The sequence below is a fragment of the Vibrio sp. UCD-FRSSP16_30 genome (assembly GCF_001676025.1).
Taxonomy (GTDB): Bacteria; Pseudomonadota; Gammaproteobacteria; order Enterobacterales; family Vibrionaceae; genus Vibrio.
On sequence record NZ_LZFW01000014.1, the window covers coordinates 58,422 to 82,241 of the forward strand.

The 23,820-nt window shown below is 42.6% G+C and carries 19 protein-coding genes and 1 pseudogene; 11 read left to right on the forward strand and 9 right to left on the reverse strand.

The features are described from left to right. The first annotated feature begins 48 nt into the window (after nt 1-48). From A9260_RS08475 to A9260_RS08495, 5 genes are all read left to right on the forward strand, one after another. On the forward strand, nt 49-753 hold the full coding sequence (locus tag A9260_RS08475; RefSeq protein WP_068698033.1) for a DUF2057 family protein: 705 nt from the start codon (nt 49-51) through the stop codon (nt 751-753). 236 nt (nt 754-989) lie between these two features. Beyond that, on the forward strand, nt 990-1,967 hold the full coding sequence (locus A9260_RS08480; RefSeq protein ID WP_068698035.1) for a transposase: 978 nt from the start codon (nt 990-992) through the stop codon (nt 1,965-1,967). A 511-nt stretch (nt 1,968-2,478) separates the two neighbouring features. After that, entirely contained in the window at nt 2,479-3,474 is a 996-nt protein-coding gene (locus A9260_RS08485) for an HlyD family secretion protein (RefSeq protein ID WP_068698037.1), read from the forward strand. 32 nt (nt 3,475-3,506) lie between these two features. After that, the gene (locus A9260_RS08490; RefSeq protein WP_068698096.1) at nt 3,507-5,000 is read left to right on the forward strand and encodes a DHA2 family efflux MFS transporter permease subunit; all 1,494 of its coding nucleotides are present in this window, start codon (nt 3,507-3,509) and stop codon (nt 4,998-5,000) included. Nucleotides 5,001-5,290: 290 nt separating this feature from the next. Beyond that, on the forward strand, nt 5,291-6,118 hold the full coding sequence (locus A9260_RS08495; protein WP_068698039.1) for an SDR family oxidoreductase: 828 nt from the start codon (nt 5,291-5,293) through the stop codon (nt 6,116-6,118). 7 nt (nt 6,119-6,125) lie between these two features. Here A9260_RS08495 and A9260_RS08500 read toward each other — a convergent pair whose 3' ends face one another. The 5 genes from A9260_RS08500 to A9260_RS08520 are packed head-to-tail and all read right to left on the reverse strand — an operon-like array spanning nt 6,126 to nt 11,683. Next, on the reverse strand, nt 6,126-7,079 hold the full coding sequence (locus tag A9260_RS08500; protein WP_068698041.1) for a hypothetical protein: 954 nt from the start codon (nt 7,077-7,079) through the stop codon (nt 6,126-6,128). Next, the gene (locus A9260_RS08505) at nt 7,073-9,601 is read right to left on the reverse strand and encodes a LuxQ periplasmic sensor domain-containing protein (protein WP_068698044.1); all 2,529 of its coding nucleotides are present in this window, start codon (nt 9,599-9,601) and stop codon (nt 7,073-7,075) included. Before A9260_RS08505 ends, A9260_RS08500 begins: the two co-directional genes overlap by 7 nt. A 33-nt stretch (nt 9,602-9,634) precedes the next feature. After that, nucleotides 9,635-10,726, reverse strand: a complete 1,092-nt coding sequence (locus tag A9260_RS08510; RefSeq protein WP_068698046.1) for a substrate-binding domain-containing protein — start codon at nt 10,724-10,726, stop codon at nt 9,635-9,637. Then, nucleotides 10,708-11,010 (reverse strand): GIY-YIG nuclease family protein, encoded by a 303-nt coding sequence (locus A9260_RS08515; RefSeq protein ID WP_068698048.1) that lies wholly within the window; start codon nt 11,008-11,010, stop codon nt 10,708-10,710. The genes A9260_RS08510 and A9260_RS08515 overlap by 19 nt, the downstream gene beginning before the upstream one ends. Nucleotides 11,011-11,032: 22 nt before the next feature. Next, nucleotides 11,033-11,683 (reverse strand): YceH family protein, encoded by a 651-nt coding sequence (locus A9260_RS08520; RefSeq protein WP_068698050.1) that lies wholly within the window; start codon nt 11,681-11,683, stop codon nt 11,033-11,035. 206 nt (nt 11,684-11,889) lie between these two features. Between A9260_RS08520 and A9260_RS08525 the strand changes: the two genes are divergently transcribed. The 3 genes from A9260_RS08525 (at nt 11,890) to A9260_RS08535 (ending at nt 15,560) form a co-directional block, all read left to right on the forward strand. Beyond that, the gene (locus tag A9260_RS08525; protein ID WP_068698052.1) at nt 11,890-12,204 is read left to right on the forward strand and encodes a DUF496 family protein; all 315 of its coding nucleotides are present in this window, start codon (nt 11,890-11,892) and stop codon (nt 12,202-12,204) included. Between the two features lie 172 nt (nt 12,205-12,376). Continuing rightward, on the forward strand, nt 12,377-14,200 hold the full coding sequence (locus tag A9260_RS08530) for a sensor histidine kinase (protein WP_068698054.1): 1,824 nt from the start codon (nt 12,377-12,379) through the stop codon (nt 14,198-14,200). Nucleotide 14,201: 1 nt separating this feature from the next. Then, complete coding sequence (locus tag A9260_RS08535) at nt 14,202-15,560, forward strand: sigma-54-dependent transcriptional regulator (protein WP_068698056.1); 1,359 nt, start codon at nt 14,202-14,204, stop codon at nt 15,558-15,560. Between the two features lie 46 nt (nt 15,561-15,606). Here A9260_RS08535 and A9260_RS08540 read toward each other — a convergent pair whose 3' ends face one another. The 3 genes from A9260_RS08540 to A9260_RS08550 form a co-directional block, all read right to left on the reverse strand. Beyond that, the gene (locus A9260_RS08540) at nt 15,607-16,968 is read right to left on the reverse strand and encodes a TRAP transporter large permease (RefSeq protein ID WP_068698058.1); all 1,362 of its coding nucleotides are present in this window, start codon (nt 16,966-16,968) and stop codon (nt 15,607-15,609) included. A gap of 3 nt (nt 16,969-16,971) precedes the next feature. Further along, complete coding sequence (locus A9260_RS08545) at nt 16,972-17,625, reverse strand: TRAP transporter small permease (protein ID WP_068698098.1); 654 nt, start codon at nt 17,623-17,625, stop codon at nt 16,972-16,974. Nucleotides 17,626-17,765: 140 nt separating this feature from the next. Next, entirely contained in the window at nt 17,766-18,761 is a 996-nt protein-coding gene (locus A9260_RS08550) for a TRAP transporter substrate-binding protein (protein ID WP_068698060.1), read from the reverse strand. 288 nt (nt 18,762-19,049) lie between these two features. On the opposite strand from A9260_RS08550, the gene A9260_RS08555 reads away from it, so the two are divergent. Then, nucleotides 19,050-19,652: a pentapeptide repeat-containing protein gene (locus A9260_RS08555; RefSeq protein ID WP_441351165.1), complete on the forward strand. Its 603-nt coding sequence runs from the start codon at nt 19,050-19,052 to the stop codon at nt 19,650-19,652. Nucleotides 19,653-19,707: 55 nt separating this feature from the next. Here A9260_RS08555 and A9260_RS08560 read toward each other — a convergent pair. After that, nucleotides 19,708-20,607, reverse strand: a pseudogene (locus A9260_RS08560) (LysR family transcriptional regulator). Nucleotides 20,608-20,769: 162 nt separating this feature from the next. Between A9260_RS08560 and A9260_RS08565 the strand changes: the two are divergent. Then, nucleotides 20,770-22,464: an L-lactate permease gene (locus A9260_RS08565; RefSeq protein ID WP_068698064.1), complete on the forward strand. Its 1,695-nt coding sequence runs from the start codon at nt 20,770-20,772 to the stop codon at nt 22,462-22,464. Nucleotides 22,465-22,645: 181 nt separating this feature from the next. Beyond that, complete coding sequence (lldD, locus tag A9260_RS08570; RefSeq protein ID WP_068698066.1) at nt 22,646-23,785, forward strand: FMN-dependent L-lactate dehydrogenase LldD; 1,140 nt, start codon at nt 22,646-22,648, stop codon at nt 23,783-23,785. The last annotated feature ends 35 nt before the right edge of the window (nt 23,786-23,820 follow it).

Here is a 23,820-nt window from a genome sequence, read left to right on the forward strand (position 1 = left end):
AATGCTGAATTAACTCAATTATTAAATGACGACTAACAGAGAAGCCCTATGTACAAGAAAATTTTGCTAACTGGACTAGCACTTTCATTTACATCACCGGTATTTGCTGATGTAAAAATCGACCTACCAGAGTATGTAGACTTACTGCTCGTGAACGGCGCAGAGCCCGCGGTTGATGGTGGCTTCTTCTCATCTAGCTCAACAGCAATATTACCTGACGGCGAAAACCAAATTGTCTTTCGCTACCAACCTAGCTTTAAACGAGGACAAGACTTCGAGAAAATGACCTCGGATGTCGTTATGGCTAAATTTACAGCTAAAGACAAAGAGTTAGAGTTTCAATTCCCTCATTATAAGAACATTCGCGAAGCAAAACGATTTGATAAAAATCCAGACTGGAACCTAATTGATAAATCAGGTAACAAAGTTGAAATTGCTCAAGATAAGCTCATTCACCACGGTGTTCAGTTTGGTCGTGACTACGAAGCAGAAGTCATGAAGTTCAACGCGACAAATAGCGCAGCCGCAATTGCTACAGGCAACAGCTTAGCTTACGCCGCAGTGACCGCAGCCCAAGCTTCCGGCACCGAAGTTGTTGTAGTACCCGTCGCATCAACTCAGGTTGCAAAAGATGGCACCGTACCACAAACAACATCGGCAACCACTGAAGAAGAAATGCTAATGTTCTGGTACAGCAAAGCAGACGATGCCACTAAAGCCCGCTTTAAAGAATACGTAAATAGCCAAAAATAGCGGTTCAATATAACGTTGGGTGTTTTGGTTTTTAAAATCTGGACACCCATTGTTATTTAAAGGCTTTTTATAATCTGTTGAACAAGCAGAATACATTTAATATAGATATTTAATCTGGACACCCATAATTAATCCTTTTCGGTTCTAACATAAATAGGGCCACCCATGTTAAATTCCATTATCGTTATCGTCATCATCGACTAAGCTAAAAGAGTTACCGATGATGGAAGAATACTATGCCTCGTCCTCGCAGAACTCAGATAAGCATTGAAGATACCCCCTACTACCACTGCTGTAGTCGTGTTGTTCGGCGAGCATATTTATGTGGTGATGACCATTATTCGGGAAAAAATTATGACCATCGCCGAGGTTGGGTTGAATCATTACTTCTAAAGCTTGAAACTGTTTTTGCTATCGATATAGCCGCTTTCGCTATTATGTCGAATCATTTACACGTGATATTGCGAATTGACATTGATACTGCAAATACCTGGAGTGATAAAGAAGTCCTAGAGCATTGGCATAAGATATTTAAAGGTAACGAATTAACTCATAAATTTGTAAAAGATCAGGAAATCAGTAATTTAGAATCAATCAAATTAAACCATCTAGTCGCAACTTACCGAGCCAGACTATGCGATATTAGTTGGTTTATGCGCTGCTTAAATGAACCCATTGCAAGGCAGGCAAATAAAGAAGATAACTGCTCAGGTCGATTTTGGGAGGGCCGTTTTAAGTCACAAGCTTTACTTGATGAGGCAGCACTTCTTACGTGCATGGCTTACGTAGATTTAAACCCTATTAGAGCTAAAATGGCTGATACGCCAGAACAATCAAGCCATACTAGTATCCAGCTCCGTATTCATACAGGTTTACATGGGAAGCAACCTAAAAACCTTCTACCATTTATTGGAAATGAGCAGAATAACCAACCTAAAGGAATCAATTTTTTATTAACTGATTATCTCGCACTAATTAAAGAGACCGGACGAATCATTCGCGATGATAAACAAGGAACTATCAGCGAACATAGCCAAAATCTACTGACTACGATGAGTATCCCACATGCTAATTGGATTGAACTTATTACCAAATTTGGATCGTTGTTTCATGGTCCAGTAGGCACAATTGAAGAGTTAACCTCTTACTGCGAACATCTAGAAAAACGACGACGACATTTTTCATCTTGCTGTCAGTATCTAAAAACGGGTTAGCCCTTTTTTCTGTATTCACTTCACTCTTTACCAACTTTCAAGCCAAGCATTGAAATAGTGCTTCTATTGCCAATTGGTGGTTACATCCGTTAATTAGGCTCGGTTTACAGTGCAAATGACTATAATCCATATCCCTTTTTGTGCATTTCAATCTTAAAAACTCATAAAACCGAGATTAGTGTGAGGAACATTGAATATGGGTGGCTTCATTTTATCTGAAAATTTAGCTATGGGTGGCCTGATAATATAGTTGGGCAATATTACTACCGCCTTGCAGTTATTCGATTGCCTGCAATACTTCATATCAGGCTATGATTAAGAGTAAACCCTGAGAAAGAACATTAAGTTATGTGCACACTCTTCACTTTTATAGTCAAGGGTATGTCGAGTAAATTAATGTGCAGAAACTAAAAGTAAGTGTGCACTTTTTATCATATTAAACGGCCATATTAGAGCTTATAGTCTAGCCCCTTAAATTCTCATCAATATTTGTAGTCAAATTAGGTTGGTCATGAAGAAATACTTAAAAGGGTATATAACTGCTATCATTCTTTTAGCCATTGGCGGTGGCGTAGCCTATTACTGGCACTACAGTGACCTTCACCCTTCGACTGAAAATGCCTATGTACATGGCAAAACGGTTTCAGTAGCACCTCTTGTTCAAGGCCGTATTACTCAAATTTCTGTTGATGATTTTCAATTTGTTCATATGGGCGATCACCTGATCTCTGTTGATGCTCAGCCGTATAAAATTGCGGTAAAAGAAGCACAAGCGGCTTATCAAGCTGCGCTGCAACAAAATAAATCTCAAGAATCTGGCGTGAATGCCGCTATTGCTCAATTAAATGAAGCTAAAGCTAACCTTCTCAATGCTCAGAAAACGTATAAACGCACTCAAGTATTAGTCGCTAAACGTTTAGTGCCTATTCAACAAGGCGATACAGACCGCACTCACCTTGCCGATGCTCAAGCACGTTTGCACGCTTCTCAAGCCGCACTACAACAAGCCATTGATACTCAAGGTGGTAAAGGCACCGCCTCTGCGGCAGTACAACAAGCGGCAGCGCATCTTGCCAAAGCTGAACTGGATCTTAGTTACACTGACATCAGTGCGCCTTTTGATGGCTACGTTGGCGATGTGAAAATTCATCTAGGTACATTTGTTACGACTGGTCAGCCGCTATTTCCTGTTGTAAAACAATACAGTCAATGGGTTCAAGCAAACTTTAAAGAATCGCAAATGCCAAGACTTGCTGAAGGTCAAACTGTTGAGATTAAAATTGATATGTACCCAGACCAAGTATGGCATGGCAAGCTTGAGAAAATATCTCCTGCCAGCGGTACTAGCTTTTCACTGCTTCCTCCAGAAAATGCGACGGGTAACTGGGTGAAAATCGGTCAACGCTTCCCAGTTAAGATTGTTATTACCGATGACTTATCAACGACACCGCTACTAAGAATTGGCTCAAGTACCCAAGTGACTGTGGATACGACGGCTGGAGAATAGTCGTGGAAAACATAACACCTTTTAAACGTACCATGATTGTGATTGCAGTAATGACCTCTGCAATCATGGTTTTGCTCGACATGACCATAGCCAATGTAGCACTCCCTCAAATGCAAGGGGCGCTAGGCGCAACATCTGATACGATTACCTGGGTGTTAACTGCCTATACTATGGCTGAAGCGATTTTCATTCCTCTCACTAGCTTCTTCGCGAGTAAACTGGGTGAACGACGCTTATTGTTGACGGCCATTTCTGGCTTCATGGTCTCATCTATATTGTGTGGTCAAGCCCAGTCTATTGAAGCTATGGTATTATTTCGCATCATACAAGGGATGTTTGGCGCGGTCGTTATTCCTCTTTCTCAATCACTGCTTATCTCTGTTTTCCCCGCTAATGAACGCGGAAAAGCAATGTCGATTTTTAGTATTGGCATTTTGTTAGGTCCAATTTTAGGCCCTACCTTAGGCGGCCTAATTACCCAAAACATGGATTGGCGCTGGGTATTTTATGTCAATGTTCCGGTAGGCTTATTTTGCCTAACAATGATTTACCTATTTATAAAAACCTCCAATAAACGTGAAGCAGTTATTGACTGGCCAACAATGATTTCAATGGCTGTCGGCATTGGTATGCTGCAAATGGTCTTAGACCAAGGCAACCAATTAGACTGGTTTGAATCCCGAGTCATTCAAGTCAGCATGATCATGGCTTTTGTTGGTATAGGATTCTTTGTTTATCGTAGCTTCAAAACTCGCAGCCCTGTTGCACCTATCTGGATGCTGAGTAATCGTAATTTAGCCTTAGGTTCATTAATGATGGCTATTTTTGCGAGCGCTTTATTCGGCTTGACTGCGCAGTTGCCTATGATGCTTGAAGGTGTCCTAAACTACCCGGTCGATACAACAGGCTTGCTAATGGCTCCTCGAGGAATAGCGGCAGCGATCACCTTAATAGCGACCGCCAAATTTATGAATAACAGTCGATTACAAGGAATGGTTGCCTCTGGAGCTGTTCTATGTGGTGTTGCCGGCATCATAATGTCGCAATATTCAGAAAATATCGATTTCTACTGGCTAATCATTCCAAGCTTAATTCAAGGCTGTGGTATGGGACTGGTTTTCTCTAGCTTGTCATCAATTGCCTATACTACCCTCAAGCCTGATCAAGGCGTGGCAGGTGCCAGTATATTCAACCTATTTCGAACCATAGGTAGCTCGTTTGGTATATCCATTGCAACTACTTATCAGTTTAGAAGCTCTCAAGAGCAATGGAACTCATTAAGTCAATCTATTAGCCCATACAATCCTAATTTACAGCAGTGGCTCAGCGATACAGGGCTAAAACTAAGCGATCCAACAACCCAAACTATTCTACAAGAGCAAGTGCAGAAACAATCTGAGATTATTGCTTTTGTTCATACATTCTCATTCATCACTATGATGTTTGTACTCATTATTCCAATATTGTTTTTACTTAAAATCCCTAAGAACAAGACAAATATTAGCGAAAAATCCCCCGCTCATTAAATCCTGTCAATCAACACTTAAATTACCAGAGGAATTAAACTCTGGTAATATCAATCCATTACGTCAGCAATGCACGGGTATCTCAAATTTTTACGACTAATATTTATCGAGACACCCATAATTAGTTACCGAGTTAAACGCAAAAATCTAGGGTATCCATTTTTAAAATTAACTATGGGTGTCCTTATTAAAAGAGGGGCTGACCTTTTAATTTAACTATGGGTGTCTCGATTAAAAAGAGGGGGATTAATTATGGGTGTCCACATTTTGGAGGGGGATGTTTACAGGGTATGAAGGAATCGATTTTAATTACTGGGTGTAGCAGTGGGATTGGGTATTACTGTGCTCAGCAGTTGCATCTTGCTGGGTATCGGGTGGTGGCTAGTTGTCGTGGTGAGGATGATGTTGCGCGGTTAAATCGCGAGGGGCTCACTTGTGTTCAGTTGGATGTGACTGATACTCAGTCTATCCATGCCGGCCTTGAGAAAACATTGCAACTCACTGGCGGACGCATTGATGTGTTGTTTAACAATGCGGCTTATGGGCAATGTGGCGCTCTAGAAGATCTGCCTACTGATGCGCTGCGAGCTCAACTGGAAACAAACTTATTTGGTTGGCATGAACTGACTAAAGCGGTAATTCCGTTAATGCTGAGTCAAGGTAGCGGAAAAATCATTCAAAATAGCTCGGTACTTGGCTTAGTAGCGATGAAATATCGCGGCGCTTATAACACCAGTAAGTTTGCCCTTGAAGGATATACCGATACATTGCGCCTTGAACTGATGGACACCAATGTCTCGGTTAGCTTGATAGAACCAGGACCGATTGTCAGTCAATTTCGTGCAAATGCATTGATTGCCTTTGAGCAAAATATTGATACTTCCGCCTCAAGGCACAGTGAAAACTATCGTAATACCGTCAATAGATTAGCAAAAGAATCATCATCAAATCGCTTTACCTTATCGGCTGAAGCCGTGCTAAAACCGGTACAAAAAATCATTAATAGCAATAAGCCTAAAGCAAGATACTACGTGACTCAGCCGACTTATATCTTTGGTTTTCTGCGCCGAATATTGCCGACTCGCTGGCTAGATAAGTTGCTCGTCAAAAGTGATTAAAACAGATCTACTGTAACCATAACTCATTGTTTGGATCGTATTGTTCGCACCAGTTAGAGTCATCTCTGGCTTCTAAATATACCTGAAGCCCGTGATACAACTGAAATGCGAGTACGCCACCTAAATGTTCATGTTGATCAAAAAAAGCATCCTCACATTGCTGTAATTGAGCTAAGTTTTGAATACCATGATTGATTGCCCACACAATCGCTTGCGGCGTGACTTGCTCATTCGCTATCGTCACTGCCGTGACTCTCTCTAGAGATACGGTTCGGGTTGCAACAAAAGACCTAGCAGAATCTGCAATCACATTTTTATCTGTTTCTTGCTGAGTAATTTCAGACAACACTTTATCAGCAGAACGCTTTTGTATCGACGGATGCAAACGAGCAATACGCAAAGCATAAGCAAATCGTCCCTGCCCGACAATTTCAACAAGACCATCTAGCAGATATTTATTTAAAGACTCTGATTTTTGATAAAACTCCAATGCAGCATCAAAATTAATAAAACGTGTACCATCAAAATCAAAGCCGTAACTATCATCAATGATATCCAAAGGAACACCATTAAGAGACAAAGGCCAGCCTAAAAAATCCACTCGTCCTTTAGCAATTTCATACATCATCCACGCACTGTCAGTGAAACCCTTAAATGAAGTCCCCTCTAGTGACGTGTCTTGCAGCTCTTGTTTCGTCCAATTAACTCCAATACCTAAATGCTTGGCGTAGCGCTTCATTAATGCATTGTTGATTTGTAATTGCAGATCCCAAATGGAATCAGTGACACAAGATTGACTAATGATCTTGCACTCTTTACAAGCCGGTATCGTAAGCGGTGTATGCGCTAAATAAGCACTCTCGACCGTTGGAAAATCCACTGCATCATTACTTGGCTCATTACAAAACCAGCAACAATGGCGATGATTAAAGGGAATATCAATAGTCTGATAATTTAACACGGTTTTTGCTCCAAAACCTGATGTAGAATGCGCACTAGATTATCTTCTAATATTGGTTTTACAAGCACTGCATTCGCTCCTGCGGCCATAAATGCCAGCTCAGTCGATTGATAACCATCAGCGGTACACGCCACAATCGGTGTGGTGATTTTCAGTTCACGACGCAATTTATCGGTCACCTCAATGCCATCCATATTAGGCATTTGATTATCCATTAAGATCAAATCATACGAGCGCTGCTGAACCTTTTGTAAGGCTTGCAGGCCATCCGTTACCCAATCAAATATCAGATTATGTTTTTTACCTAGCGCCTGAATAACAAAGGCATTAGTTTTATTATCTTCAACAAGTAACACCTGTAAGTGCCTATTAGATAAAGACTTATCAGGCACACTCACAGGCAATGACGTCACTTGCTCTTCGACTGTTAATATTGGCAACACAATTAAAAAACAGCTACCGTTACCAAGTTGACTATCCACACTAATACTACCGCCAAGGTGAAAAACTAAGCTTTTAACGATGCTAAGCCCAAGCCCACTGCCTCCATACTGCCGACTGATATGACTATCCGCTTGAGTGAAGGAAGAAAAGACACTTTCTAGCTTGTCATGAGCAATCCCAATACCAGTATCGGTAACGGAAAAACTCAGCTCCGCTCGATCCACCAAACGGTTACGCAGCTCGACATCAACAATAACTGCGCCACTAGACGTAAATTTAACCGCATTAGTCAAAAGATTGAGGAATATTTGAGTAAGGCGCATTTGATCGCTACGCACAATGATATCTTGTTCAAAGTGCTTATTAACCACAAACTTCAAACCTTTTTGCTGACAAGTGGGCTCAGCAAACGAGTCCACCGTATCTAACATTTGATTCAAGGAGAAATCAGAATATTCTATCTCAACGCCTTGTTTATCAATGCGTGAAAAATCTAAAATATCATTCAATAACCCCATTAAATGCTCACTGCTTTGGTAGAGAACGTGCGTTTGCTGCTTTTGATCATCCGTTATCGCATTTTGTTTGAGAATTTGCGCCATTCCTAAAATACCATTTAACGGAGTTCTGATTTCATGGCTGACTTTAGCTACAAATTCGGCACGAGCGGCAGCGGTTTGTTCCGCTTCTTGGCGAGCTCGTTCACTTTGTCGCTCCGCTTCAATAAATTGAGTGATATTTCTGCCCTGCACCACAAGTGTTGGCGCGGCTCCTTCAACCACTATCGGTGAAATATTCCAGCGGTACACTTGGTCGCCAAAATAGGTATCCGCTTCAATATTTTGCTGGGTCGCTAGAGCCTCATCCAAGTATTCATCTAAGCTCTCTTTAAGGGTGATCGCACTGCGATCATTGGCAAATGCTTCTATCGACGCTGGATTAATCTCAAGAATTTGCTTGCTGTTACTCATCAGAACCGTCGGCAAAACAGAAAAATTCACTAAATTTTTAAATGACGTTTCTCTTTGTTTTTCTCGTTGAATACTCTTAAATAAAGTGTTTCCTAAACGGTCAAACTCAATAATATTTGACCCCTTAAAAGAGATTGTTTGTTTAGCACTATCAAAGCTATCAGCCAGATACATCAGCCCTTTAATTTCTTGCGCTATTCTGCGCTGGATTGATTTAGTAATGATAAATGCGAGTGCCGTAATGGCCAACAGAGCAAACAATAGCGAAGCGGCAAAACTAAACTCGACCCAATCTAACTCACTGGTATCTTGCAGGAAAACCGCTTGCAGTGGCGTAACCACTCCCCCAACCATCACATCAACTTGGCTTATCATTTCAGGATTCAGATGAACTTGGTCTGATAATTTAAGTCCCGGGTTTCTATCCAACTTTTCACTCACTTCAGTAGAAGAGGAAGCAATAATCTCACCACCTTCCACCAGCATAATTTCACTGATATTGGCATCAACCACCACATCTTGTAGCAGACGTAAGTTGTTATCCAACACTAAACCCACATAGTAATGACCCACTACTTCACCAGTTTCAAAATTAATCAAAGGTGATCGGCGGATCATAATGTGTTTACTGCCAAGATCTTTCGATGGCGATAAGAAGTACCAGTTATTATTAAAATCGACCTCATGACCCAGTGCGGCTAACTGAGATGGTGTCAGTTCATAAAAAGCGGCATTACCATCATCCCAAACCAATTTTCCATATTGATACATAAAGCGAAAATCAGAAACACCATTGGGATCCACCTGCTCCAATTCAGCCATATAATGATCAATAGCCAGATAGTTTTTCTTATCAAATAAATCGATTAAGGTGCGCGAGCGTGAGGTGATATCTTGGGTGACCTGTATAGTATGCAGGCGAATCTCGACCAGTTGTTTTACGATACGCGCGGTTTGGTTAAAGTTTCGCTCTAACTCTGTTTCAAACGTTTTAGTGCCAAGATGATAGTTATAAAAGAAAAACACTACGATTACGACAAACCAAGACACCCAAGCGGTCTTGATAATCTGTCCTATCAGAGAATTTTTTCTAGCCGCGAGTTTCATAATGACCTTTTACTAACAAAGAATGACCTTGGATTAAAAATTAGAATATCGAAATGCTTTATTACGTAAAACATCGACCTCTTCACTGCTATCAGATTTACTAAGAATCTTAAAATCTCCCGAAAAAACTTGTGGAACTGGCGAACCTTGCAAATCGAGCTTAATGGCCTCTGCCATTGCAATGCCTGTATCATCAGTCATGCGCACAACCGTAAAATCCAGATCACCATTTTGCACTGCTTGTATTTCTGATCCTCCACCCCAGCCATTTACCACAATATCTTGTCGATCAAGCTTGGCTAATGCATCGGCAACACCAAACGCGACATCGGTTGAACAAGCATAGATAAATTCGATATTCGGCTCTTTCTCCAACATTGACAACGTTGCTTTATAAGCACTTTCACGATTAGCATCGGTAAAATAAGCTCGCTTTAAAGAATAATCCCCATGATGTTTTACATACTGAACGAAGCTATCACCGCGCGCTTCACTGATATAGCCAGGCGAAAAATACATCACGCCAAAATCGGCTTTTTCAGGGAACCTTTTAAGGTATTCTTTTGCTAAAAGTTGGGTACCGTGAACATGGTCAAACCCAACGTACATCAATGGCTGATTCTCATGCCACTGCTTAATCGGTGTGGTGATGTTGATAAGAATAAGCTTAGTATCACTACTATTTAATATCGTCTCTGCAAACTTTTTCTGTCGACTCGTGTCTAGAGTAAACAGCAGATAATCCGGTGGGTCTTGCAGTACCGTCTGCAAGCTTTCGCTCTCTTGACGGTAATCAAGGCTTGGGCGAGACGAGTACTTACGCAGTCGATAATCGATATCGAGCTCATTAAGCCTTAGCTCTAATGCTTTTATGTTCCGCCACCAATAATCTGACAGCTGTGAACCTGGGTACACTATATCGATATCAATCGGTTTATCTTGCTGAGTTTGAATAGGCACTGGCGGCTGATAAATACGCAGCGACATGTCACTAATCAATTGTTTTTGCTCGGGATGTTGCTCGATATAAGCATCGTATTCCCAGTATTCTCGCAATACTGTACTGGCAAAACTTTGACTGGCGCACAGAGCCAGTGATAATGCTATTAAGGTATTATTTCGCATACAGTCAACTCCAATTGTTCGAGGCTTTCATTAGCCACCAAACGTTCCTTTTGTTTTTTGCTTAACTGTTTAATTTTGTATTCTAGCTTCAGCGCTTGAGATTTGTTCGCTACCTGAACTGACCACTCAAGGCTTAACGGTCCTTTTCCTCTTAACGCTTTTGCGCCTGTTCCTTTGACATGTTGTTGCAAGCGTCTTTGCAGATTATTAGTCACGCCACAATACAATGCATTGTGGCGATTTCGAATAAGGTACACAAACCAATATGAGTCGGAAGATGTCACCTTGCTATCACTTAACTATCACTTAAAGTACCGATTCGATTAAAGCTCTCAGCTCGGCAACTTCAGATTTAAGTGCGCTAACTTCTTGCTCTAATGCATGCAGTTTTTCTGCTGTCGGGGTAGTGATTACCGTAGGCGCGCTACTGGCTAAGGCTTCGATATCAATTTCACCACAAAATAGGTGCTGATAACGAAAATCTCGCTTACCTGGTTCTTTTGGCAATTTAACCACTATGGGTGAATCAAGTGTTGCCAATTTGTCTAATGTCGCTTCCACTTCTTTTACATCAGCAAATTGGGTCAAACGATTAGTACGTGTGCGAAGCTCGCCCGGAGTTTGCGCTCCGCGAAGCAGCATGACACACACAATTGCCTTATCTTGAGAGGATAATTGTAAGTCACCAAACTCGGTATTACAGAATCGATGGCGGTATTTTGCGGTGCGACTGTTAAAGCCACTTTCATCGTTGACAAGGCGACGTTCGATTAGAGAATTGAGCCCGTCAAGCACCTGCGCATCCGTTAATTCCATCACAGGGTCACGATTGCTTTTTTGATTACATGCCGTTGTTAAGCTATTCAAACTTAAAGGGTAATAATCAGGAGTGGTCACTTCTTTTTCGATCAGACAACCAATAATGCGTGCTTCTAATGCAGATAATTGCAATAACATTCTCAAATTCCGTCTTAATATTTTATTTACTAAGATTGTATGCAAGTATTGGTTAGGTTGCGATAGTTAGTGTATGAATTTATGCTCATTTTGCTTCGAATGTAAGAAAAGCGAACAACAATTAAAAATGGATGCTTTTCCCTCTGTATGTTTACCTAAGCTTGTGGTTTAATTTCCTCAGTGAATATTAGCTTTAAGGACAGAAAATGAACAATGTATACGAAATTGTAAACTTGGCTCGTCAGAAAAATAAACTTAAACGCGAAATCATCGATCACGAAAATAAAATTCGTGATAATCGCAAACGTGCTGATTTGTTAGATAATCTGATGGATTACATCAAGCCAAACATGAGCCATGATGAAATCATCGGTATTGTGAAAAACATGAAAGCTGATTATGACGATCGTGTTGATGACCATATCATCACTAGCGCTGAAATCTCGAAAACTCGTCGCGATATCAGCCGTAAAATCCGTGAACTAACGGTAGAAGATAAGCAAAGTCACGGTAAAAAATAACCGTCACTGTTTGTTTACTAGATAGCGCGAAACCCAGCCCGGTTTCGCGTTTTTATTTGCCTATCCATCTCTCACTTCCACCCATTATTGATAAAATATCCCTCTCACTTCAGCGCGATAACATATACTTTTTGCATCTCTCATTTGCTAGGTTGTTTATCATTTACTGCTGATGATGCGCCAATTTATACTCATATTATTTTTGTTTCTCACTACGCTGCTTTTTGGAGGGCAATGGGTGTGGCAACAAACTAAACAAGACCTCATCGATAAACAAAAAGTACAACTGGAAAAGCTTTCTCATTACATTAGCAGCGAGCTTGATAAATTCAGTCACATTCCCGAGCTTATCTCAAAAGATAAAGCATTAATTAACGCGCTACTCTCTCCAGATAACAGCGCGCAAATTGAAATTACAAATCGGTATTTAACGCACGTCAATCAAGTAGTTTCTGCTACCGACACCTACCTTCTCAACGCTTATGGCACCACGATTGCGGCAAGTAATTGGTCACTGCAACGTTCATTTATCGGCAAAAACTTTGCCTTTCGCCCTTATTTTAAGCAAGCCATTCAAGGTGATAACAGTGAGTATTTCGCGCTCGGAGTAAGCTCAGGCGTTAGGGGCTATTATTATGGTTTTCCTGTGGTGTACGCCGCTGAAATAATCGGTGTCATCGTCATAAAAATTGAACTAACGGCGATAGAATCAACATGGCAACAAAGTCAGGGAATATTTATTGCCACCGATGATAACAACATCATTTTCATGTCCAATCGACCCGCTTTACTGTTTAAAAGCTTAACCTCACTATCCGATGAGACGCTAGGGAAAATAAAACACAGCAGACAATATCTTAATGCCGATATTCAGCCCTTAAATACCATTGGCGATCTAAATCTTAAATCAACGACTCTTACTCTAAAGGACTCGCATATTAGCGGCGAGTTTATTACCTTAGTTGAGCAATTTCCTAGAGCCAAATTAAATCTCAGAAGTCTTCTACCTACCACTCACATTTATTGGGCATTAGTCAATTACTTAGTGATTATTAGCTTAGTGTTTGGCGTAATTTTATTGCTACTGCTATTGATTCGCCATCAGCACCTGAAGCATCAGCAAATAGATAAAATTCAGGCTCAAGCAAAACAAAAACTCGAATTTCAAGTCCTTGAAAGAACTGCTGAACTGCATGTAGAAATTCGTCAGCGCAGCGAGGCAGAAACTCAGCTGAGACAAACTCAAGATGAGCTTATTCAGGCCGCTAAATTGGCACTGCTTGGGCAACTTTCCACCAGCATTAGCCATGAGTTAAATAATCCACTGGCGGCTATACGCAGTTATGCAGAGAATGGCTTGCGCTATCTTGTAAAAGGCAAATCTCAACAAGCATCTGAAAATTTTCAGCGTATTTCTGCTCTCACTCAGCGAATGGCTAACATCAGCCAACAACTACGCTCTTTTGCTAAAAAATCAGGACGTAATGATCTCAGCTACACACATCTTGAACCCATATTATTATCCACCCAAGCTCTATTAAAACCGCAATTTAATGCACTCAGCCTTACGCTTAATCTTCCTTTGGATCGGTCTGAAACGCCGCATGATATGCCGCTATCAAAGATTCAAATTTGGGCAAACCCAATTCAACTTGAGCAAGTGTTGGTTAATTTACTGACCAATGCGATGCAAGAAATTCGCACCTTAGATAACCCTCAACTTTGTATATCACTGGATAATAACGCTAGCGGCACGTTATTTATTCATATTGATGACAATGGATGCGGCGTTAGCAAAGACCTACACAATCAATTATTCGAGCCTTTTTTTACCACTAAAGACAATGGTTTGGGATTAGGACTGTCTATTTCCAAACAAATTATTGAAAGCTTTGATGGGCAACTCACCTATGAGACCAGCCCTATGGACGGCGCTCGATTCACCATTTCATTACTGACCAAGAAAAATAACACCATGGCTAAGGAGCAGACTTAATATGACCGTATGCGATGCCTTTATTATTGATGATGAGCAAGAGATTCGCAGTGCTCTTAAACAAAGCTTTGAGCTCGAAGAAATCGAGGCGCAGTTTTTTGAAAATGCCGAGCAAGCACTCAAGGCATTAAGTACATGCACGCCACATGTAATTATTTCCGATATTCGATTACCGGGTATTTCAGGACTGTCTCTACTCGAAAAACTCAATCAACAGCGTCCAGAATTACCAGTGATATTAATTACTGGCCATGGCGACATCTCTATGGCCGTTGAGGCGATGCACAAAGGCGCTTATGATTTTATCGAAAAGCCTTTTGCAACCGATCGCCTGCTCGATACAAGCAAACGGGCGATAGAAAAGCATCAGCTGACGGTCGAAAATAAACGTCTGCGCGACTCATTAAAAGCCAGTCAAACTTTAGGTCCGCGCATCATTGGCAACACGCCGAATATATTGCAGTTAAAACAAACTATTACCCAAATTGCCGACACTTCTGCTGATATTTTAATTTTTGGTGAGACAGGAACAGGTAAAGAATTAGTCGCGCGCTCTTTACATGAACAAAGCGCTCGCCGAGACAACAACTTTGTGGCGCTCAATTGCGGCGCAATACCGGAAAACCTAATTGAAAGTGAGCTTTATGGTCATGAAAAAGGCGCGTTTACCGGTGCGGAAAGTCGGCGTATCGGCAAGTTGGAATACGCTCAGAACGGCACTTTATTTCTGGATGAAATCGAATCGATGCCAATGCAGGCACAAATTCGCTTATTAAGAGTATTGCAAGAGAGAAGCATTGAGCGCGTAGGATCAAATACGTTGATTCCTATCGATATTCGCGTGATTGCCGCAACTAAGGTCGACCTTAAACAAGCCGCGCAACAGGGCCATTTTCGGGAGGATTTATACTATCGCTTAAATATCGTCACCTTAGATCTGCCGCCTTTACGTGACAGAAAAGAAGACATTGCCACTTTGTTTCATCATTTTTTACTGGTCGCCGCTTCGCGATACGCTAAAACCCAGCAAGCCCTCAGCCCTCACGATCTCAGCTTATTGCTCAATCATGACTGGCCGGGTAACGTGCGAGAACTGAGGAACATGGCAGAAAGATTCGTCCTGCTTGGTAAGCTAACCTTAGAATCATTGACTGAAGACAATCAGTCGGAACTCAGTCAGTCAGAGCTAAGTCTGGCGCAACAAGTGGCTGAATTTGAACGCTATACCCTTGAGCAAGCCTTGATAGATAATCACGGCAGTATCAAACATACCATGCAAACGCTGCAACTTGCCCGTAAAACCCTTTACGACAAGATGCAGCGTTACGAGCTAGATAAAGACAGTTATAAGGCTGATTAGTCATTACCTAGTCGCTATTTATCTATTCGCGATTATTGAGTCACCATTATCTAGTCACGATCTCCGGCCCCATTAATAGGGTCGGAAGCCAAGTCGAGACCCATGGTACGTAAGTAACGATAATCAAAAACAAAAACATCACACCAACCCAAGGCAGTGCGGCTTTCACCACCCCGAGCATGGACATTTTTGCAACCCCTGCTGTTACAAATAAATTTAGCCCCACCGGAGGGGTGATCATCCCGATTTCCATATTCACCACCATCATAATACCAAGATGGATTGGGTCGATGCCCAGAGCAATGGCGATTGGGAACACCAATGGCGCGACAATGATCAGCAGCCCCGATGGCTCCATAAATTGCCCGCCAATCAACAGCAGTATATTCACTACTATCAAGAAAGTGATCGGCCCAAGGCCAGCTGAAAGCATGGACTCGGTAATGAGCTGAGGTATGCGCTCTTCGGTTAAAACGTGCTTTAGTATCAATGCATTAGCAATGATAAACAGCAACATAATGGTCAGTTTACCGGCTTCAAACAAGGTCTCTTTGGTATCTTTGTGTACCAAGGTTTGCATCACTTTGAGTAGCAGAGGTTTGCGGTTCGATTTATCGGCAAACGGCCCCATGTCTTTATAGACAAAGTTAGCAATTAAAAACGCATACACCGCCGCTACTGCGGCCGCCTCTGTTGGAGTAAAGACTCCGCCATAAATACCGCCCAAAATAATGACAATCAGCAGTAAGCCCCAACTGGCATCTCGCGCCGAAGCGCCAATTTCTCGCCATCCGGCAAAGGGTTGTGCGGGCAATTTTTTGATTCTAGCGGCAATATAAATGGCAATCATGAGCATCACCCCCGCCAGTAAACCCGGTATGACGCCGCCAAGAAACATTCGCCCTACCGACACATCGGTTGCCGCCGCGTACACCACCATCACAATCGATGGAGGAATTAAAATGCCTAATGTCCCCGCATTACAAATCACTCCTGCGGCGAATTCTTTGCTATAGCCATTTTTCACCATGCCGACAATAACAAGGCTACCAATGGCAACCACTGTGGCAGGAGATGATCCAGAAAGAGCGGCAAACATCATACACGCCACCACCGATGCCATGGCTAAACCGCCTCTAAACCATCCGACCAATGCGATAGCAAAACGGATAATTCTACGAGCCACTCCACCTGTCGCCATAAAGCTTGACGCTAGTATAAAGAAAGGTATGGCCAGCAGTGTGTAGTGCCCTTCAAAAGCGTTAAACAGCGTTTGCGCTACGGAAGCCAGTGAGGCATCGGAATGAATTAATAAAAATAAAATACTGGCAAGCCCTAGTGATACAGCGATAGGTACGCCAATCAACATAAATAGGATCACCATGATAAATAGCCCTAAAACCGCCATCGTCTACTCTCCCTTTTCAGCGATGTTGGCGCTGTCGTGTTTTAGTTGCTCTAGCTCTTCTTCCGCTTCATGCCCTGCGATCAGGCGGTCTGTTTTACCACTGAAAATTGCAACTGCGGCTTGAACAAAGCGAAAGGTCAGCATTACCATACCAATCGGCAATGCCATATAAGGAATGAATCTTGGCAGCTTCTCGTAACGCTCCCCTTCATTAAGCCAATCAGACATAAACTGAAGCAATTGCAACATCGGGATATCATCTGTTTCATACCATGCACGCTCGGTGGCAAACGGGTACCAATATTTCCAAGAACCAATTAATAGCAATAGCGCAAATGCAAGACAGGAGATGACCGATAACATGGCGCACACTTGGCGTGCTCGCTGAGGAAGGATATTTATGAAGGCATCAACACCAATATGAAAATGTTTTTTCACGCCATAGGAAGCACCCACTAACACCAGCCAAGCAAATAAAAATACTGTTAGCTCTAATGCCCATAAAATATTGTCATTAAAGACATAACGCATCACGACATTGGCAAAGGTCAGTAGCGTCATTGTTCCAAGAAAAAACGCTATTAAGGTCTCTTCAAAGTTATCCGTTACTTTGCCAATGCGCGCCCACGCTGATTGTGTTTGATGTTTATCTTCCATCATCAGTTACTCACGTCCATAGCCTAATTTTATTGCTTAATTGCTTAATTGCTTAATTACTTAATTCCATAAGCCGTTCTAATACCGTAAACCAATCTCAATAGGGAAATGAGCGCCTATCGAGATTGGTATAGGTCACCTTATTTATTAGACGCTAAGGCCGCATCAATCAGCTCAGAGCCAATGTCTTTTTCAAATTTCTTCCACACCGGTTGCAATGCCTCCACCCAAGCTTGGCGCTGTTCTGGTGTTAAGGTTCTCACAGTGCCACCAGCGGCAATGACATTCTCTTTGTTCGCTTGGTTGACCTTGGCCGATTCTGAATTTCGAGCCATGGTGACTTCGGTTAAAATGGTATCTAGCTGACTGCGCACATCATCGGGCAGTTCCGTCCAAAAATCATTTGATGTCACCACTAGGTAATCCAAAATGCCGTGATTGGTTTCGGTGACACCATCTTGCACTTCAAAAAATTTCTTACCGTAAATGTTCGACCACGTATTTTCCTGACCATCAATAACCTTGGTTTGCAGACCGCCATACACTTCTTTAAATGACATTTTCTGAGGGTTAGCACCGAGCTGTTCAAACTGCGCCACCAATACATCCGATGCCTGTACACGGAATTTAAGTCCTTTGGCATCTTCGGGCATCAACAAAGGTTTATTTGCCGACATCTGCTTCATGCCGTTATGCCAAAATTGCAACCCGACTAAGCCGCGGCGTTTCATGGCATTTTTCAGCTTCTCCCCCGCGTCAGAGTTCTGGAATCTGTCTACAGCATCAACATCTTCAAACAAAAATGGCAAATCAAAAATTCGGTATTTCTTAGTAAACTTCTCAAATTTTGATAGGGACGGTGCGGCCAGATGAACATCACCGTTAAGCAAAGCCTCTAGCACTTTGTCATCATCATAAAGCGTCGAATTGGGGAAGACCTGCATACACGCTTTACCGTTCATTTCACTATTCACTCTCTGTTCAAGTAGCGAAGCGGCAATACCTTTTGGGTGTTTATCAGTATTGGTTACGTGGCTGAACTTGATGACAATTTCTCCGTCGTCACAATTTGCACTGGCATTAAAGCTGGCAAGCGTTAACGCCGAAACGGATAACAAAGTGAGGGGTTTAAACATGTCGAATCTCCTTGAGGGTCAATCTGCCCCATCTATGGGTACAGTTGCCAACCTAGTAGCAATCCCTATGCCACAAACAATAAAAAGACATGAATTGATTACATATCAGCCGGTTAGAGCGACAGGTCATACTTAGTTTGAATATAACGATGAGAAAATGGGTGATAAATGACCCATAGAAACAGACAAAACGTATCGATATTGACTCATAAAACAGACACATTAAGTGTTCCTTTGTAGACACTTTTTTGTTTAACAAGTACTGTTCACTGTCACTAAAAGCAGACATTGGATACTAAGATGAAAAACCACCAGCAATACTATGATGAGAGTTTTAGCAAAGTGTCACTTGTCGATGAGGCTTTTGATGATATTGAATTTGAAGAGTGTGAATTTATCGACTGTGATTTATCGCAAACTCGCCTCAATAACTGTCGATTTATTAATTGCTCGTTTGTACGCTGCAATCTAAGCCTGCTAAAAATCCCCAATTGTCGTTGGTATCAAGTGAGCTTTGAGGAAAGTAAATTGGTGGGGATTGATTGGACAACAGCGCACTGGCCAAGTTTTCACGCCGATTGTGAACTGTCGTTTAAGCAATGCATTTTAAATGATTGCTCATGGTTTGGTTTAACCTTGCAAGAACTCACTATGCTTGAATGTAAATTGCATGACGCAGATTTTCGCGAAGGGGATTTTTCTCAGTCCGAGATGACCTATTGCGATTTTAGCCACAGCCTATTTATGCGCACTAATCTTGAAAAAGTCGATTTTAGTGAATCATCAAATCTTTCCATCGACTTAAATAACAATCGCCTAAGCGGAGCGAAATTCTCACGCCATGAAGCGCTCAATCTACTGCAAAGTCTAGATATTGAGCTTGTTGATTAGTCATACTTCAGCACTTAGCGGGTATTGAAATCAACTGAGTTCAACATTCGCTAGTCTAAAAACAATAACCTATTGCCAGATAACGTTTACGAATGTGCTCTATGAGCAATTTCACTTTATTGGGTGGTTGACGGGTAAACGGATACACCGCATAAATGCCTAACTTCTTGCCTACCTGCTCAGGGAAAATATCAATGAGATCCCCATTTAGAAAATCTTGATAAACCAAACATCTCGGAACATAAGCAATGCCATGCCCTCCTAATGCTGATTTTCTTAGCGCCGTGGCGTTGTTGGTCGTAAAACCACCGCAGACCTTAATCATATAATTGCCATTGTCACCTTTAAATTCCCATTCGCTGGCTCCCGTTGTCTGATAGGCGTATTGCAGACAGTTATGCTTGACCAGATCTTGCGGATGAGTCAGTGCGCCATTTCTGGCGATGTAGGAGGGCGATGCACACACCACCCACTGCGAGTCAATAATATGGCGCGCGATTAAGCTTGAATCCTCAAGGTGCCCTGTGCGAATCACTAAGTCGTAGCCATCTTCTACCAGGTCGACAAAGCGATTTTTCAGTGACATATCTACCGATAAGCCGGGGTTTTGATTACAGAACTCGGCAACGGCATCCGCTAAGATTAATTCGCCAGAGATGGTCGGCACCGACATTTTTATGTGCCCTGAAATCTTTTCACCAAAACCCGAAATGGCGTCCTTGGCTTCTTGGGTGGCTTGTGTCACATTTTTCGCTTTATTTAACAACACCTTACCCGCCTCAGTCAGAGTGAGTTTACGTGTGGTTCGATAGAGCAGCTACGCTCCTGCATTCTCCTCTAATCTGGCAATTCTTTTGCTAACTACCGAATTTGTAAGGTTATTTTTATCTGCGACCTTACTAAAACTTCCCAACTCTACTACTTGAGAAAACAAAATTAAATCATCTGCTCGCATCGTATTACGTCATTTTTGGAAACAATTATTTTCATTATTTCTCTATATCAACAAAAAATAAAGGATTAAATTCACGGTCAGTTAACAAAACCATTACAAGATACTTTCATGACATAGCGAAACCGTTCGCTATGTCATGCAAACGTACGAGGAAGTATACCTATGAGTGAAACCGTACTGGCCCTGGTGGCCTTCTCGCCAATTGTTATCGCGGCGATACTACTTGTCGGCCTTAACTGGCCCGCAAAAAAAGCAATGCCAGTGGCATTTGCCCTGACCGTTGTCATCGCCCTACTTTGCTGGGATATGTCGGCAAACCGAGTCATTGCTTCTATTTTTCAAGGCTTAGGCATTACTGTCTCGGTACTTTGGATTGTCTTTGGTGCTATCTTCTTGTTAAACACTCTTAAGCACACAGGCGCAATCACGGTGATACGAAATGGCTTTACTGACATTTCTTGTGACCGACGCATTCAAGCGATCATCATTGCGTGGTGTTTTGGCTCATTCATTGAAGGCGCTTCAGGATTTGGCACACCTGCCGCCATTGCAGCGCCACTATTAGTTGCCATTGGTTTCCCAGCTCTTGCCGCGGTACTGATGGGCATGATGATTCAGTCTACGCCCGTCTCTTTTGGCGCGGTCGGTACGCCTATTATTGTTGGGGTAAACCGAGGTTTAGATACTCATAACATTGGTGAATCACTGCTTGTGCATGGCTCTACATGGGATATTTATCTACAACAAATCACCTCCAGTGTTGCTATCATTCACGCCATTGTTGGTACGTTAATTCCAGTATTAATGGCCGTCATGCTGACACGCTTCTTTGGTAAAAATCGCAGCTGGAAAGAAGGCTTAGACATTCTGCCGTTCGCAGTCTTTGCCGGCCTTGCATTTACCGTTCCTTACGCGTTAACGGGTGTTTTCCTTGGTCCTGAATTCCCATCTCTAATTGGTGGCATGATTGGTCTAGCCATTGTGGTCACGGCGGCTAAAAAAGGCTTCTTAGTTCCTAAAAAACAGTGGGATTTTGATAGCGAAGATAAATGGCCAGCAGAATGGCTAGGCTCTTTAAAGATTGATCTAAAAGAGAAAACTACCGGCACGCCTATGAGCCTTGCAAAAGCATGGGCACCTTATGTGATGCTTGCGCTCATCCTAGTGGCGAGCCGTGTTAGCCCTGAATTTAAAGGAATGTTACAAAGCGTCAGCCTTTCGTTTGGCAACATCTTGGGTGAGACTGGCATTAGCACCTCTATTCAGCCTCTTTATCTACCGGGCGGCATCTTAGTCTTTGTGGCGCTACTGGCGGTACTCCTACAATCTGGCGGCGTTAAAGCTCTAAGTAATGCTTTTGGCGAATCCAGTAAAACCCTGATTGGCGCAGGTTTTGTATTGCTGTTTACCATCCCTATGGTGCGTATCTTTATTAACTCAGGCATTAACGGTGCTGACCTTGCTAGTATGCCAGTCACCACAGCAAACTTTGCCTCAGACATTGTAGGCTCAGCCTTCCCAATGCTCAGTGCCACTATTGGCGCGCTAGGGGCATTCATTGCAGGTTCGAATACGGTTTCTAACATGATGTTCAGCCAGTTCCAGTTTGAAGTGGCGCAAACATTAAATATCTCGAGCGTAATCATGGTTGCCCTGCAAGCCGTTGGTGCGGCGGCAGGTAACATGATTGCCATTCACAACGTTGTTGCCGCATCTGCAACAGTGGGGCTACTTGGTCGCGAAGGCGCGGTATTGCGTAAGACCGTTATCCCTACCCTCTACTACCTCATCATGACCGGCATTATCGGCATGCTTGTGATCTACGGATTCCAATTTACCGACATATTGGTGAAGTAGCGACTGCAATCAATTAGGGCGCAATATTTGCGCCCTAAACTGTTTACTATCAGTCACTTTCTACAAGTCAGTTGCTACAAATAAGTGACTACAAGTAAGTACCACCAACAAAAACAGAACCACTAAAATAAAAGCCAATACAGCTTCACCTTTCAATCACGAAGACACGAGAACAATAATTATGATCATTTCCTCTTCTACTGATTACCGCGCCGTTGCCAAGAAAAAGCTTCCTCCATTTCTATTTCACTACATTGATGGTGGCTCTTATGACGAGCGAACTTTAAAGCACAATACTCAAGATCTTGGTGAAGTGGCTCTCAAGCAGCGCGTATTAAGAAATATGTCTGACCTCAGTTTAGAGACTGAATTGTTTGGCGAAAAACTGGCGATGCCCATTGCGCTTGCCCCGGTTGGGCTGACCGGTATGTACGCTCGTCGCGGTGAAGTGCAAGCGGCCAAAGCGGCAGCAAACAAAGGCATTCCTTTTACCCTATCGACCGTTTCTGTATGCCCTATTGAAGAAGTCGCCCCTGCCATCGAACGTCCAATGTGGTTTCAGCTTTATGTACTAAAAGATCGCGGATTCATGCGCAATGTATTGGAGCGCGCTAAAGCCGCCGGCGTAACCACTTTAGTCTTTACCGTGGATATGCCCGTACCGGGGGCGCGTTATCGTGATATGCACTCAGGAATGAGCGGCCCTAATGCCAATATCCGCCGCATCTTACAATCGATGTGTCATCCAAGTTGGGCGTTAGATGTTGGCGTTTTAGGCAAGCCTCACGATCTGGGCAATATTTCAACCTATCGCGGTGAACCCACTAAACTTGAAGATTATATCGGCTGGTTAGGCGCGAATTTTGACCCTTCGATTTCATGGAAGGATCTCGAGTGGATCCGCGATAGTTGGGACGGTTCTATGGTCATCAAAGGCATTCTTGATGAAAACGATGCCAAGGATGCGGTTCGATTTGGCGCAGATGGCATCGTGGTCTCTAACCACGGCGGCAGGCAATTAGATGGCGTGTTATCTACCGCCAAAGCATTACCTAGCATTGCCGATGCGGTGAAAGGTGACATTAAAATTCTTGCCGATTCTGGGATTCGCACCGGACTTGATGTGGTACGCATGCTGGCATTAGGCGCTGACTGTACGTTACTGGGGCGCTCTTTTGTTTACGCACTTGCCGCGCAAGGTGGCAAAGGGGTGGAGAACTTGCTTGATCTGTACGACAAAGAAATGCGCGTTGCCATGACCTTAACTGGAGCAAAATCCATCCAAGATCTATCCGCGGATTCGCTGATTAACCGCTTATAAATTGCGAAAAAGCAGTACATAAAAAGTAATACATA